Source organism: Candidatus Defluviilinea gracilis (assembly GCA_016716235.1).
Classification (GTDB): domain Bacteria; phylum Chloroflexota; class Anaerolineae; order Anaerolineales; family Villigracilaceae; genus Defluviilinea; species Defluviilinea gracilis.
On sequence record JADJWS010000001.1, the window covers coordinates 465,657 to 480,767 of the forward strand.

At 53.2% G+C, this 15,111-nt stretch carries 15 protein-coding genes; 12 read left to right on the plus strand and 3 right to left on the minus strand.

Translation table 11 applies throughout. The features are described from left to right. The first annotated feature begins 296 nt into the window (after positions 1–296). The 6 genes from IPM31_02220 to polA all read left to right on the plus strand — a co-directional run bounded on the left by IPM31_02220 (position 297) and on the right by polA (position 8,597). On the plus strand, positions 297–2,348 hold the full coding sequence (locus IPM31_02220) for a hypothetical protein (GenBank protein MBK9005788.1): 2,052 nt from the start codon (positions 297–299) through the stop codon (positions 2,346–2,348). 27 nt (positions 2,349–2,375) lie between these two features. After that, positions 2,376–3,029: a HEAT repeat domain-containing protein gene (locus tag IPM31_02225; protein MBK9005789.1), complete on the plus strand. Its 654-nt coding sequence runs from the start codon at positions 2,376–2,378 to the stop codon at positions 3,027–3,029. 55 nt (positions 3,030–3,084) lie between these two features. After that, positions 3,085–3,291, plus strand: a complete 207-nt coding sequence (locus IPM31_02230; GenBank protein ID MBK9005790.1) for an RHS repeat protein — start codon at positions 3,085–3,087, stop codon at positions 3,289–3,291. Positions 3,292–3,359: 68 nt separating this feature from the next. After that, positions 3,360–3,758: a hypothetical protein gene (locus tag IPM31_02235; GenBank protein ID MBK9005791.1), complete on the plus strand. Its 399-nt coding sequence runs from the start codon at positions 3,360–3,362 to the stop codon at positions 3,756–3,758. A 15-nt stretch (positions 3,759–3,773) separates the two neighbouring features. Further along, positions 3,774–5,387: a transposase gene (locus tag IPM31_02240; GenBank protein ID MBK9005792.1), complete on the plus strand. Its 1,614-nt coding sequence runs from the start codon at positions 3,774–3,776 to the stop codon at positions 5,385–5,387. A 393-nt stretch (positions 5,388–5,780) separates the two neighbouring features. Continuing rightward, positions 5,781–8,597, plus strand: coding sequence for a DNA polymerase I (polA, locus tag IPM31_02245; GenBank protein ID MBK9005793.1), 2,817 nt, complete (start codon positions 5,781–5,783; stop codon positions 8,595–8,597). A gap of 83 nt (positions 8,598–8,680) precedes the next feature. Here the strand turns inward: polA and IPM31_02250 are convergent, their stop codons facing one another. Genes IPM31_02250 through IPM31_02260 form a run of 3 tightly spaced genes read right to left on the minus strand, consistent with a single transcriptional unit; the run spans position 8,681 to position 9,410 of the window. Beyond that, positions 8,681–8,830: a hypothetical protein gene (locus IPM31_02250; GenBank protein ID MBK9005794.1), complete on the minus strand. Its 150-nt coding sequence runs from the start codon at positions 8,828–8,830 to the stop codon at positions 8,681–8,683. Then, on the minus strand, positions 8,827–9,084 hold the full coding sequence (locus IPM31_02255; protein MBK9005795.1) for a HEPN domain-containing protein: 258 nt from the start codon (positions 9,082–9,084) through the stop codon (positions 8,827–8,829). Before IPM31_02255 ends, IPM31_02250 begins: the two co-directional genes overlap by 4 nt. Then, positions 9,081–9,410, minus strand: coding sequence for a nucleotidyltransferase domain-containing protein (locus IPM31_02260; protein MBK9005796.1), 330 nt, complete (start codon positions 9,408–9,410; stop codon positions 9,081–9,083). The genes IPM31_02255 and IPM31_02260 overlap by 4 nt, the downstream gene beginning before the upstream one ends. A 139-nt stretch (positions 9,411–9,549) precedes the next feature. Between IPM31_02260 and IPM31_02265 the strand changes: the two genes are divergently transcribed. The 6 genes from IPM31_02265 to IPM31_02290 all read left to right on the plus strand — a co-directional run bounded on the left by IPM31_02265 (position 9,550) and on the right by IPM31_02290 (position 15,044). Then, on the plus strand, positions 9,550–11,865 hold the full coding sequence (locus IPM31_02265; GenBank protein ID MBK9005797.1) for a tetratricopeptide repeat protein: 2,316 nt from the start codon (positions 9,550–9,552) through the stop codon (positions 11,863–11,865). A 153-nt stretch (positions 11,866–12,018) separates the two neighbouring features. Further along, on the plus strand, positions 12,019–13,053 hold the full coding sequence (locus IPM31_02270) for a COX15/CtaA family protein (protein MBK9005798.1): 1,035 nt from the start codon (positions 12,019–12,021) through the stop codon (positions 13,051–13,053). Between the two features lies 1 nt (position 13,054). After that, on the plus strand, positions 13,055–13,540 hold the full coding sequence (locus tag IPM31_02275; GenBank protein ID MBK9005799.1) for a hypothetical protein: 486 nt from the start codon (positions 13,055–13,057) through the stop codon (positions 13,538–13,540). 15 nt (positions 13,541–13,555) lie between these two features. Continuing rightward, positions 13,556–13,795: a hypothetical protein gene (locus IPM31_02280; GenBank protein ID MBK9005800.1), complete on the plus strand. Its 240-nt coding sequence runs from the start codon at positions 13,556–13,558 to the stop codon at positions 13,793–13,795. Between the two features lie 92 nt (positions 13,796–13,887). Continuing rightward, positions 13,888–14,232, plus strand: coding sequence for a transposase (locus IPM31_02285; GenBank protein MBK9005801.1), 345 nt, complete (start codon positions 13,888–13,890; stop codon positions 14,230–14,232). Beyond that, entirely contained in the window at positions 14,163–15,044 is an 882-nt protein-coding gene (locus tag IPM31_02290; GenBank protein MBK9005802.1) for an IS3 family transposase, read from the plus strand. Before IPM31_02285 ends, IPM31_02290 begins: the two co-directional genes overlap by 70 nt. The last annotated feature ends 67 nt before the right edge of the window (positions 15,045–15,111 follow it).

Below are 15,111 nucleotides of genomic sequence, written 5' to 3' on the forward strand. Positions count from 1 at the left end.
TTTGCCCTAACAAGATTTATGAGGGAGGAGTAGAATGCCAAAAGTTATTCCATTGGGGGAAACCCAATGAGGAAAGCCAACAAAAGTTCAGATAAATAAATTAGCACAAGTTTCTGGTTACGGATCAAACTCGGGAGGCATCATGTTTGCAGTGAAACCAAGAATCGAAACTGTTTTCCGCATTGTAGTGATCGCGGCGTTGCTGGCGGGCGCTTCAGCGCGGATCGGACATTTCGATCACGCTGAACAACGGCGACCAGTTGGGGGCGCGCGCCAAAGCGAACGGAGACGTGGACGTGTACAAGAACGGTTCACCCCTCGGGACGGTCAGCGTGACCGAGTGGGCGCCTTACTCCGGCGGCGGCTACATCGGCTTGTGGTACTCCAACGCCAGCGGCGCGATCGTAGATGACTTCGGCGGCGGCAACGTCTCTGCGGCGGCAACCGAGACGCCAACGAATACCGCTACGCCTACGCAGACCAACACACCCTCGCTCACTCCGACGATTACCAACACGCCTACGATCACGAGTACTCCCCCTCTTACCCTTACACCGTCGGACACACCGATTCCTTCCGACACTCCGACTGTTACCTTCACCCCGTCTCAAACGCTCACCCCATCACAGACCTTCACTCCGTCCTTCACGCCTACGCTGACGAATACACCTACTTTCACCTCTACCCCCGGACAGCCGCCGCAAGGACCCGTTACCATCACCTACGAATACGACCCTCTCTACCGCCTCACCGAAGCCAACTACTCGACTGGTGATTACTATCATTACACATACGATGCTATTGGGAATCGTCTTTCGCAAGATACACTCGTTGGCGGTCTACCATCCTCAACTGCCTATTTGTATGACGATGCCAATAGACTCGCTTATGTCAATGGCGTTCCATACACTTGGGATGCCAATGGCAACTTGTTGAACGATGGCGTGAACACGTATACCTACGATTCCGCCAATCGGTTGAAGACCTTGAGTAACCAGTCAACAGTGAGCAGTTATCAGTACAACGGACTCGGCGACCGCCTCTCCCAAAACGGAGTGAACTACACGCTCGATTTGAACGCGGGTCTCACCCAAGTGTTGAACGATGGAACAAACCAATACCTCTACGGACTTGGTAGAATCGCCCAAGTGAACACGACCACTGATTACTTCCTCACCGACGCCCTCGGCTCCATCCGCCAATTGACCGATGCCAGCGGCGCGATCACGCTTGCCAAGTCGTATCAACCGTATGGAGGGACGCTTGCGAGCGCGGGGAGTGGGACCAGTCCCTTCGCGTTTACGGGCGAGCAGGTGGACGCGAGCGGGTTGACATACCTGCGGGCGAGATACTATTCCAGCGGCGACGGTCGCTTCCTGACGCGGGATACGTGGGAAGGGGATGCAGACGCACCAATGTCCTATAATGTATGGGCATATGGATATGCAAATCCAATAAATAATATTGACCCGTCGGGTTTGGCGGCGACCCATGTACAGTGTGACCGCATTAATATACTACTCAATCGCATGAGAAAACTCTGTAAAATCGGAAACGGTGATACGAGTGACCCAAATATTAAGGATGATGTTCTAGATGCTCGAGAAAAGTTTTTCAGAGAGATAGCAAAATTAAGCAATAAGGCTAGCCAAGGCTTTGGTGATGGATATTGGTACGCTGCCATAATGTTAGAAACCTTCCTGGACGGAGGTGGTTCTATGAGCATAAACTTAAGTTCAAATTCCTCCTTCCAATCCGATTCAGGTATTCTGAGAGCAACAAAAATAAAAAAATCTACAACATCTGATGATGCAAAAGAGATAACGCCTTTGCTTCATGTATTTTTGAGGAATGTTCGTTTACTAGGAATATGCAATGGAATACTCCCTAACCAAGAAATACAGGGCGCTCCCTACTACTCGGATCCTAACCCCGCTAACCGGGCGGCTCGCCCTTATGATGTAGGTTGGTGGGGTGCTTTTGGTCATGTAATAATAAATGCGCGATATTCTAACAATCGAATTGTGCCAGGTTCCTATGGTTACTGGGTGTCAACTACCGTAACTTATAGCATTGCGGATGAATACAGATGGGGCGGGAAAGCTGGCACGCCATTGCCGCTTGGTCTCATAAGTTGGCCTTGGTCTTGGCGACCAGATAAACTTACATCCATAGTTGGAATGGTGGAAATTCCACATGAGTGGGAGGTGTCGCTCCGAGATGCTAATTATGCACAAGAATATCCTTTTACTATTACCTGGTCTGAAAATTTACAAATATACGTCAGTGAAACATTTTTATCTTATTCAATACCCGATGACAAGATTTTCGATTTCTTGTTACCTTAGTTGATCCTAGATGTGAGTATGGATGAAATGAATCTCAAACAAAATATTAACCGGCTGATATTTATGCTACTAGCAATTCTTACTAGCTGCAATCAGATGTCGGTTAAGCCAACGCCGTCTCCGGAGGTCGAAGCATCGACTTTACCTACTCCAGCATCAACACTAGCCGATCTTTTAAAGGATCTAAAAAGTGACGATGTGGCAGTTAGGCTTTCATCAATATATGCACTTGAAAAGTACGGAGATGCGGCCACGGTTGCTATACCTGCATTGATTGACAATTTATATATCAATGATGCTGATGTCCGAAAGGCGGCTGCTGATGCACTTGGTAAATTTGGGCCAGGTGCCAAATCCGCTATTCCAGATTTGATACATATGTTGCGTAATGATTCTTATTATCATGCGAGGGCGGCAGCAGCTGACGCTTTAGGGCTTATTGGAGATCCTCAGGCTGTTCCAGATCTTGTTGCTACTCTTTTCGAAGAGCAAACATATCAATTGCACAATTTAGAAATATCTTGCGCCGAATCTATCGCTAAAATAACGGGTGAAAAATTTAGAGAGGCGGGTTCTAAAGGAGTGTATAGCATTGACAACAATGGTCTGCCCTTGATAGTAATAGATGCTCGAGAATGGTGGCTGAATGTGGGACAATTCGAAGATTGGAGTAAAAAGTAGAATCTGATCTCATATCACTAAAAGTGGACGCATATCCGCGCCTCGGCAACAAAGCGTGTCAATAACTATTGACCATCTATACGATTCCCTCTACCGCCTCACAGAAGCCAACTACTCCATTGGCGATTTCTACCATTACACCTACGATGCCGTCGGCAACCGCCTCACACACGTAACCACAGTTAGCTGTCCATCGTCCCCGCTCCCGCAAAACGAACGCGCAATCCTTCGACAATGCTCAGGACAAGTCTCCAGTCTCTAATCTCTAGTCTCCCTCTCCCAATTCTCTAATCCTCTAATTCTCCACACGGACTTGGTAGAATCGCACAAGTGAACACAACCACTGATTACTTCCTCACTGATGCCCTCGGCTCCGTGCGCCAATTGACCGACGCCAGCGGCGCGATCACGCTTGCCAAATCCTATCAGCCATACGGAGAAACGCTGGCGAGCGCGGGGAGTGGGACCAGTCCCTTCGCGTTTACGGGCGAGCAGGTGGACGCGAGCGGGTTGACGTATCTGCGGGCGCGGTACTATTCCAGCGGCGATGGTCGCTTCTTGACGCGGGATACGTGGATGGGGGAGTACAACCGTCCGTTGTCCCCGCTCCCACAAAACGCACACCCAATCCTTCGACAATGCTCAGGACAAGCCTCCAGTCTCCAACCCTCCCTCCAAAACCGTAAACCTCCCCCAATTACCCCGCTTGCCCCATCGCCTCCCCCGTGATACACTCTTGATGGAATGTCTAACAACCTCCTGCTCGTCACCGCCGATGCAAGCTTTGCAAAGGCGCTTCACTTGGGGCTGGAGCGGGCAGGGCGTCGCCTTCACCTCGCCAAAACCAGAGGCGAAGCCGTTGTGCGGGCAGATGAGCACAATTGCGCGCTCGCCTTTCTAGACATTGCCCTGGGAGAGCGCGCCATCCACGAAACTGGAACAGCCCTACGGGCGCTCAAACCGACCATAAAACTGGTTCTGTTTTGTGACGAGGATACCCCGCCCACGCTCGATTCGCTCCGCCCATGGGCGCTCCTCCGCAAGCCCTACTACCTACCGGATGTGTTGACCATGATCAACGAAAAATCCACCCCCATCTCAAGCCCCGTTCAAAATCGCCTTGTGCAAACAAGCGACCCCGCCCTGCCCTGGTTGCAGGATGTGACCAAAGCCGCGCAACACCTCACGCGCCTCACGCTTGAATCGGCCGCGCAAGCCGCGCTCATCACTCGCGGCAATGCGATGTGGGCTTACGCCGGCGGGCTCTCACAAGAAGCCGCGAACGAGATCGCCGTCACTGTCACCCGCCGCTGGGAGGGACAAAAAGGAAGCGACCTGTTGCGCTTCATCCGCCTTGAAGCCACCCGCGCTGAACACATGCTCTACGCCACGCGCCTCGCCGACGACGTTGTGCTTGCCCTCGTCTTCGACGCCGAAACGCCGTTCAGCACCATCCGCTCGCAGGCTGGCAAACTGGCCGATTCGCTGGCGCTTTCGGAGGCTGAGGTTGTGGAAACGCCCCCCATGCCGAGCCAGCCCGCCACCGCGTTCGACGCGCCGACTCAATATCTGGATGAAGACGCGGAAGAGGAAATCCCCTCCATCGCGGATATTCTGTCAGACGTCCCCTCCCCAACCCCCGAACAAAAAGTGTACCCGGTCACAACCGACCTTCCGTTTGAAACCCGCCCGTCCACGCCCATCAAATCGAGGCGCTATAGCCGCGAAAGTTCTCCCGCCATGCATGTGGATGAGTTGCTCGGAACGAATCAAAATTTGGAAGAGACGGTGGAACATGCGACGCAAGATTTCAACGCCACCACGCCATCGAAATCCGCGCCGCGCCCGCGCACCCCAATGAGACAACCCATGCCCGGCGAACTGGATGAGACCCGCCCGCACTCGATCACCGAGGTGGCAAGCCGGGTCATGCTCGAACCGCTCACGCCCGGTTTGTATAACCTGCCGTATGCCTGCCTGTTGTTGCCGCGGTTTAGCTCGCATTACCTGACCGGCGATATTTCGGACCGACTGTCGGAATGGTTGCCGCAAATTTGCATCGCGTTCGGCTGGCGTTTGGAATACCTCGCCGTGCGCCCGGAATATATGCAATGGGTGGTGAATGTGCCGCCTTCGAGTTCGCCCGGTTATCTCATGCGCATCATGCGCCAGCAGTTATCGGAAAAGGTATTCATCGAATTCCCGCGTTTGAAGAAGGAAAATCCCTCCGGCGATTTCTGGGCGCCCGGGTATCTCATCATGGGCGGCACGCAACCGCACCCGCCGCAATTGGTGAAGAATTACATCCGGGATACCCGCACCCGCCAAGGCTATTCAGACCCGCCAAGGATTCGCTGATCGCCACGAATCTACCCACAAGATTATTGGAAATTGTGTTCTAAAAATGCCAAGCGCAGAGTATAATCACTTTGCGTTTTATTTTTTATTGCCTCGTTTTTTTTTCGTGAAAATCGTGTCATCCCTTCGGGATTTGGGTGTTGTTTATCTTGGTTCTAGAATCCTTCCATCCCTTCGGGATTATCCTTTTGGCAAAAGAACCCTGGAAAGCTTATAGATTCTCAACGCGAATACTACGAATTGACATATCGCGCGAATAAACCAATTTGAAAAAAACATGAAACAATATCAAGCCAAACGGTGCCAAGTCTCCAATCTCTAGTCTCCAATTCTCCAATTCTCCTCATCAACTAATTTCAGGGCGGGAAGACCCCGCCCCTACGAGAACCTAAAATGCCCCCCACCCTCTACCTCATTGACGGACACGCCCTCGCCTATCGAATGTACTTCGCGTTGACGGCCGTCGGCGGGAGTCAACGCTGGCAAACGTCGAAGGGCGAGCCCACCGCAGGGATCTACGGATTCGCGCGCGAGTTACTTCGTATCATCGAGCAGGAACAGCCCGAATATCTCGCCGTCGCGTTCGATGTGGGCAAAACGTTCCGCGATGAAATTTTCCCCGAATATAAAGGCACGCGCGACAAAATGCCCGATGACCTGCGTCCGCAGATCAAGCGCATCCGCGAGATGGTGGATGCGTTCAACATTCCACGCCTCGAACTCGAAGGCTACGAAGCGGACGATGTGCTTGGCTCGGTTGCGCGTATCGCCGCCGAACAGGGACTCGGCGTGAAGATCGTCACCGGTGACCGCGACCTTCTGCAACTCGTCAATAAACGCACGGCAGTCTATCTCGCGGGCGATGACAAAACGTTCATCAAAGATGAAGATGTTGCTCAAAAACTCGGCGTGCCGCCCAACCAAGTGGTGGACTACAAAGCGCTCGTCGGCGACAAATCGGATAATATCCCCGGCGTGGCAGGTGTGGGCGAAAAGACCGCGATTGCCCTGCTCGAAAAATACAAAACGCTCGACGGCATCTACAAGAACATTGACAAGGTCGAGCCGCGCTGGAAAACCAAACTCGAAGCGAACAAAGAGAATGCCTACCTCAGTTATACGCTCGCGCAGATCAAAACCGATTTGGATATCAAACTCGATCTCGAACACGCGAAGGCGCGCGACTTGAACGTCCCTGCGATTCAAGCCTTTTTCACCGAACTTGAATTCCGCACGTTGTTGAAGACGCTCGAAAAAGTGACGGGGCAATCAACATCATCCGCTTCGTCTGCGAGTGGGACAAACACCCACTCTCCGCTCAGCGCGAATGCAAGTGGACAGATGTCCATGTTTGCGAATGAGCCGCAGGTGGTTGTCTCTCCCAAAGTGGAATCGAATGTCACCGTCCTCATCGTGGACACCGAGAAGAAGCTGGATGATCTCGTCAAAGCGCTGAACAAGGCAAAGGTCATTTCGTTCGACACTGAAACCACCTCCACCGAAGAGATGCGCGCGGACATCGTCGGCATTTCGCTGGCTATTCAAGCGGGCGAAGGATATTACATTCCCATCGGTCACAACGCGGGGACAAATCTTCCGCTGAAGAAAGTTGTCGCCGCGCTTAAAGCGCCGATGACGAATCCGAAAATCGGCAAAGTGGCGCACAACGCGAAATACGATTACATCGTGCTAGCGCAACACGGACTCACCGTCTCGCCGCTCACCTTCGACACGATGCTCGCCGAATTCATCGTTGACCCTTCGTCGCGCAGTCTCGGCTTGAAGAATCTCGCCTTTGTGAAACTCGGCGAAGAGATGACTCACATCGAAGCGTTGATCGGCAAAGGCAAGAAGCAGATCAGCATGGCGGATGTGGCAATCGAGTCCGTTGCGCCGTACGCAGTGGCGGATGCCGAAACGACATTGCGATTGATGCCGCTTGAAGAAAATGAACTGAAACGAGTGGACGGCGAAAAATTGCTCGCAGAAATTGACATGCCGCTCACGCCTGTGCTTGCAGATATGGAAATGACCGGCATCTCGCTCGATCTTCCATTTTTTGCAGAGATGGATAAAGAGTTGACGAAACGACTCTCGCAGATCGAAAAGAAAGTATTCGATTCTGTCGGCAAGCCGTTCAACATCAACTCCACGCAACAACTTTCGGATGTGTTGTTCAAAACGCTCAGGCTCGAACCACCCGATAAAAACAACAAAACCGCCAGCGGACATTACTCCACGGCGGCGGGCGTGCTCGAAGAATTGAGCGGCAAACATCCCGTTGTGGATTGGGTTCTCGAACAACGCGAACTTTCGAAGATCAAATCAACATACGTGGACGCGTTGCCTGTCGCAATTAATCCAAAGACGAATCGAGTCCACACTTCGTACAGTCAGATTGGCGCGGTGACGGGACGACTCTCCTCGAACAACCCGAATTTGCAGAACATCCCGATTCGCACCGAGACGGGACGCCGGGTCCGCAATGGATTCATCGCGGACAAAGGAAATTGGTTAATCTCTGTAGATTACTCGCAGATCGAGTTGCGCATCGTGGCGCACATGGCACAGGATGAAGGGATGCTCGCCGCCTTCCGCGCCGACGAGGACATCCACGCCACCACCGCCGCGGCAATTTACAACGTCGCGCTCGACGCGGTGACCAAAGACATGCGCCGTCACGCGAAAGCGATCAACTTCGGTCTGATCTACGGCATGTCTGCGTTCGGGTTGATGCGCGGCACCGACCTCACGCTGGCAGAGGCGGAGAATTTCGTCAAAGCCTATTTCACAAAATTCCCCGGCGTGAAAAAATATCTGGACGGCATCCGCAAGCAAGCCGCGCAACAGGGATACGTCGAAACGCTTCTCGGGCGGCGGCGATATTTCCCCGCGCTGCAAGGCAGGACCAACCCGCAGTTGAAAGCGCGCGAAGAACGCGAAGCCATCAACGCGCCGATCCAAGGGACAGCGGCAGACATCATGAAGATCGCCATGTTGAAAATCCCGCCCGCGTTGAAAAAAGCAAAGTTGAGCGGCAAGATGCTCTTGCAAGTGCACGATGAACTCGTGCTGGAATGTCCGAAGGATGAATTGGAAAAAACGGCGAAGGTCGTGAAAGAGACGATGGCAGACGCGTATCCGCTGGACATCCCTCTCTCCACTGAGGCGCGGTATGGAGCGAATTGGGGTGAGATGAAGACGATCTAAATCGGTGATAGGCAGAAGCAAAATAAAAACGGTCCCCGGCGCAATGTCCGCGAGACCGTTTTTGTATCTTCAACGAGATGGGGTCAAGCCTTCAAAAGTTTTTTCACAATCGCGTCCACGAATTCCTCTGCTGAATGCAACACTTCAATCGCTTGTTCTTCTGTAATCACTTTGGACTTCTGGTAATCCCCGGCTTGCCGCATGTCAAACGCATGATGGAGAAGCCTGCTCATTTCCCTTGGGAAAATTCCTGCCGCACGAACAACTCATCGAATTTAGCCAGCACCCCCGCATGTTTGTTCGGCTCGACATCCTCGGTCACCAACAACGCCAGCGCGGCGTAAAAGACCGAATAATAGGCGCGGTTCACAATGCTCACAGCGCTTCCGCCGTTTTCTTTCAAGACTTGCGCATCCCGCAGCATCTCACGCGCCAAATCGAGCCGATAATGGATCAAGTCTCTCTTGTACGACTTCTCCTTCGTCATACCGCGATCCCCTCGGTCTTGATGGCGCGATAAAAGGGCAGGAAGCCGAAACGCTTCATCTGTTCTCTCGTGTCGGGGATAATCGAAATGACGCGCCCAGCGTCAAACCCGACCTCCCAGCCGATCCGCGAAGCCAGACGCGTCGTCCGCGCGTCGATCATCGGCAGGATCACCAGCAGGTCAAAATCCGACTCCTTCGTCGCGTCGCCGCGCGCCTGAGAGCCAAACAGGATCACCTGAATAGGTTGACCAAGTTCAGTAGTCAGCCTTTTCCGGACTTCGCGCGCAAGCGCAAGCGCTCTTACTCGTGGGCGTAACTTTGCCATGTTCAGATTATAACCCGTCTCATAACTCAAGAACGGCGTCATTTATTCGCAAATGCCGCTACGACGACGCCTACAACAGAGAAAATAACAATCCATTTGTAAGGGGAAAGATACAGAATCCCTACGGTATAATTGGCGCATGCCCGGAAACGAAGACATCTTCCAAAAAGCGATGAACGATGGACATTCCGCCGCGTGGGATCAGGAGTGGATGAAAGCCGCGTCGGCGTACCGCAAAGCCCTGCAAGAAATCCCCAACCAGCCCAAGGCGTTGAATAGCCTCGGCCTGGCGTTGTTCCAACTCGGCGAGTTCGATGAAGCTATGCAGGTCTACAAACGCGTGGCGCAGATCTCAGCGCAAGACCCCGTGCCCATGGAAAAACTGGCGCAACTTTTGGAACGCACCGGGCATTTAAAAGAAGCCATCGAGGCATCCACCCGCGCCGCCGAACTCTTCCTCAACCAGCGCGATGTGGACAAAGCCATGGAAAACTGGGTGCGGGTCACATCCCTCGACCCTGAAAATATCCTTGCCCATTCCCGCCTGGCATTGGCGCACGAAAAACTCGGCCACAAACCCCAGGCGGTAACGGAATATGTGGCGGTTGCCAGTCTCGTCCAACGCACCGGCAACGTGGAAAAAACCAACGAACTGGTCAACAAAGCCCTGCAAATCCTGCCCGACAGCGCCGAGGCAAAACAGGCGCAAGCGCTTCTTCGCTCGGGACAACTGCTCCCCAAACCCCTGCGCCCCAAAGGCGGGACGGGTCCCATCGCCATGGCGCAAGTTAAACAGTTGGATAAGCGCAAGACCGAATCCGATTCCGAACTCGACCCTGTGGCTGAAGCGCGCCAAAAGTCGCTCACCCGCCTGGCAGAAATTCTCTTCGAATACACCACCGACGATTCCAACACAGTGCAGGCAAAACGCGGCTTGCAGGCGCTCATGCGCGGCACCGGTCAACTTTCGATGCAATCCTCCGAGCAGACTAAAGTGGTCTTGCACCTCGGCGCCGCCATCGACATGCAATCCAAAGGCAACGACGCCCAAGCCGCCGAAGAGTTGGAACACGCCCTCGAAGCCGGGTTCAACCACCCCGCGCTCTACTTCAATTTGGGGTTGCTCCGCTCGAAGATCGACCGGAACGAATCTGCCCTGCGGAATTTGCAAAACGCCGTCAAGCATGCCGAGTTCGGTCTCGGGGCGCGGTTGTTGATGGGGCAGATCAACCAGAAAATGGGGCGCTTCGGTCCCGCCTCCGTCGAATACCTTGAAGCGTTGAAGATCGCCGACGGGCAGGTGGCGCCAGCCGAACAGGCGGATGAGATCCGTCAGATGTACGAGCCGCTCATCGAAGCGCAGACATCCGTCAAAGAAGAAGGGGTCCTGAATCGCTTGTGCGACAATATCAACGATATGTTGATGCGCAAGAACTGGCGCGATCATCTGCGCAAGGCGCGCGAGGAACTGCAACGGACAAACGAGAGCGATATGCCCCTGCCGCTGGCAGACATGCTCATGCAGGCGCAATCGAGCGCTGTGCTCGAAGTGATCAACCATGTCCATCAACTGGCGCGGGCTGGTCAGTTGCGCACCGCCATGGAGGAGGCATACGGCGCGCTTGCACACGCGCCCACCTACCTGCCGCTTCACATCCTGATGGGCGATCTGCTCGTGCGCCAGGAACATACACCGGAAGCGATCGCAAAATATATGACTGTGGCGCAGGCATATAGCGCGCGCGGCGAAACGGCGCAATCTGCCAAGATGTTACAGCGCGTGGTGCAACTCGCCCCAATGGATATGGCGGCGCGCTCGCGATTGATCGATCAACTCATTTCGCGCGGGCAGGTAGATGAGGCCATCCGCGAGTACATCGAACTCGCCGACATTTACTACCGCCTCGCCGAACTCGATATGGCTCGCAAAACGTTCACCACCGCGTTGCGCGTCGTCCAACAGCACAACGTCGACCGCGCATGGAACATCCACATCCTGCAACGCATGGCAGACATCGACATGCAGAGATTAGACTGGAAACAAGCCATCCGCGTTTACGAACAGATCCGCACACTGCGCCCCGACGATGAGGCTGTTCGCAAAAGCCTGATCGATCTCAGCTTCAAATTGGGTCAACCCGCGCAGGCAAACGCCGAGATTGAAAGTTATCTGTCCTATCTGCAATCGAGCAACCGCGACGCGCAGGCCATTCCCTTCCTTGAAGATGTGCTCAACGAACGCCCCAGCGATATGTTGGTGAAACGCGCGCTAGCGCAAGCCTATCAACAAGCGGGGCGGGTGGAGGATGCGGTGGCGCAACTCGACACCGTCGCCGATTCGTTGTTGAGCGTCGGCAAGAAAGAGGAAGCCATGATGATCGTGAATCAGATACTCCTGCTCAACCCGCCGAATTCGGAGCAATATCGTCAACTCTTGAGTCAGATCCAGCAGTGAGCCAATCCCGCCCGCGCATGAGGCGGGATTTTTTTCGCCTCATCCCCAATGTCAATTTGACTCTGCTCATCAGCCTCTCACACGCTGATGCTATAATCGCCCATCGTAAGGCGCGCCTCGCTTTACAATACTCTCATTTCTGGAGGGGCAAGAATGCCTCACACCCAAAACCGCGCCGTCATGAAGTGGCTGACCTACTTTGCCTCCATTGTGGCGTTTCTCATCGTCTTCGGCGGATTCGTCCGCCTCACCCGTTCCGGTCTTTCCATCGTCGAATGGAATCCCATTAGCGGGACCGTTCCGCCTATCGGCGAGCAAGCCTGGCAGGAGGAATTCGCCAAGTATCAGCAAACGCCCGAATACATCAAGATCAACACCGGGATGACGCTCGAAGAATATCAATATATTTTCTACATCGAGTGGATTCACCGCTTCATCGCGCGCTTTGCCGGTCTGGTCTACGCCTTCCCTGTTTTTTACTTCCTGTTCAAGAAAGCCATCCCCTGGAAGGAATTCGGCATCTACTTTCTCATGGGCATGTTGTTCATCTCGCAAGCCTTCGCAGGCTGGATCATGGTCGCCAGCGGACTCGTCGACCGTCCCGAAGTCAGTCACTTCAACCTGACGATCCACCTCCTGCTGGCATTGACTCTGTTCGGTCTCGCGGTGTGGACGATCCTCGGGCACAAATACGGCTTTCACCCAGCGGGCAAGCAAGCGCGCTGGTCTGCCTCCTCGAAGTTCGCCCTGCTGTATTTCATCCTGCTGGTTTTGCAGATCACCTACGGCGGCATGACGGCGGGTCTCAAAGCCGGTCATGTTTCCAGCACGTGGCCCCTCATGTTCGGCAAACTCATCCCGCCCAACCTGTTCAACTCGTTCATCAACATATTCGAAATGCCGCAGACCATCGTCTTCATCCATCGCTGGTTCGCCTTCGCCGTGTTGATCGCCGCGTTCTTCATGTACAACAGCGCGCGCAAGCAGAATTATCAAGACAAGATCAAAAAAGGACTCTTCCATCTTGCGGGCGCGGTCGTTTTGCAGATCACGCTCGGCGTGCTCACGATCCTGTCGTTCGTGAACATCGTCATTGCCCTGCTCCATCAAGCCACCGCCATTGGGCTGTTCGCTCTCGGCGTCTATTTCATCCACCGCCTCCGCGCGTTGGACGCAAAGGAAATCTAACATGAAAAAAATATCATGGGTCATTGCCGCCCTGCTGATTCTCATCCCTTCCATGTCGGCGCTTGCCAAGGGAGAATTCACCTACATCACCGTCAGCGGACCGGGCATCACCGGCGAACTGACCATCTCGAACCCCGTCTTGACTCAAAGCTTCTTTGCCTTTGGCGATTTTTCCAAAGGCGCGGTTGACGCGCCCGCCGATCCCGGCGAAGGCTACCAAATCATCCGCTCGTACGTGGTGAACAACAAAGAGGCGCCGTTCGACAGCCTGCAATATTATCCCTACACCGGGTATGTCTACTACAATGGTATAGGAGAGGGATCGTCCGAGTATGACAAGAAGTGGTTCTTAGCCGACCCGGCGGCGAAAGAGCCGTTCCTCTCCGCCCTCAAACAACGCGCCTTGTTGACGTGGCTTCCGCTGGCTGTGCTGGTTGTGATCCTCGTCGTGTTCTTTGTGGCGTATCGGAAAAAAGCAACTTCCTGATTTTGCGAAAAACATATGAAGAAGAAATCTAAACTGAGCGATGAACTTCGTCCCGAATATGATTTGAAATCCTTGCTCAAAGGAGGTATGCGGGGCAAGTACGCGGCGCGTTACCGCGCGGGAACCAATATCGTGTTGCTGGAACCAGAAGTGGCAAAAGCTTTTCCGAATGAAAAAGCGGTAAACGAGGCATTGAAGTTGGTCATGAAATTGAAAAAAGTCCAAGAAGAAGCCGGGCGATACACAACCAAGTAAAAAAGAACTCCGAGAGCAAGCTGAACTGAACCCCTAAAAGCGGACACGAAAAGAAAGCCCTCCTGTGAGAAAATGGCACAGGAGGTGCTTTTATGTCAGGTAAAAAAGGAATGAAATCGTATCCCGTGGAATTGAAGCTGGAGGCTGTGCGGCTCTACTATGAGGAGGGCAAAACACGAGCTGAGATTACGGAGTTGTTAGGGATTGCGAATGCATCGGCGGTGAAGGAATGGGGTCAGTTATATCGACGCGGCGGAGTCAATGCCTTGAAGAAGCCGAAAGGGCGACCACGCAAGCGTGACAGTGAGCAATCCGAACTGGAACGTTTACGCATGGAGAACGCGCTGCTAAAAAAATTTCATACCGAATTGCGGAAAGAGGCGCTCGCGAAGCGCAATATCGGATTATCTATCACCAACGAGCACAATACCCCGTGAAAGCGATGTGTGAGTTCTTTGGTGTTTCGCGAGCTGCCTACTATGCTTGGGTGGTCAAGCATGGGGAGGTTTGCGACCCAGATGCGAAACGCAAGCAATTGATCCAGGAAGCCTATGAGAAATCTCATAAGACCTATGGCTATCGTCGGATTACGTTATGGCTCCGCAAACACAAAGAAGTACAGATCAACTCGAAAGCGGTTTTGCGGCTCATGAATAGGATGAACATTCGCTCAGTTGCCCGCCAACGCAAAATCTACAAGAAGGTGACTGAATTGGGCACATACCATCGCTATGAGAATGTGCTCAACCGCGAGTTCACAGCCTGCCAACCTAACCAAAAATGGGTCACCGATATTACCTATATTGCTACTCAACAAGGTTGGTGTTATCTATCCACGATCAAAGACCTGTACGACAACTTTATTGTAGCCCATGGCTGTGCGCTCACTCCTTCGGTGGCTCTGGTCCTGCGCACGGTGCGACAAGCCAAACAAAAAGAAAAAGTCACAGTTGGATTGATCCTGCACAGCGATCAAGGCGCGCAATATACCTCGCAGGACTATCATGATGTCCTGACAAAAGAATGTCAAATCACGCCTTCCATGTCACGGCGGGGCAATTGCTGGGACAATGCTCCCATGGAAAACTTCTTTGGACACCTCAAAGAAGAGTACCTGCGACGCTTCAAAAAACCCACCTTTAAAGAAATGGAGCAGCTCATTGACGAATACATCTACTTTTACAACTACGAGAGGATACAATTGAAAACTCGACAGACGCCTTTTGAAACCAGGTGCCTGTCGAGTTGACCGGGCGGGCTTTCTTTTTTTGTCTTGTCTATTGGGTGCAGTCTAAGCCTCGGAGTTCTTTCATCAT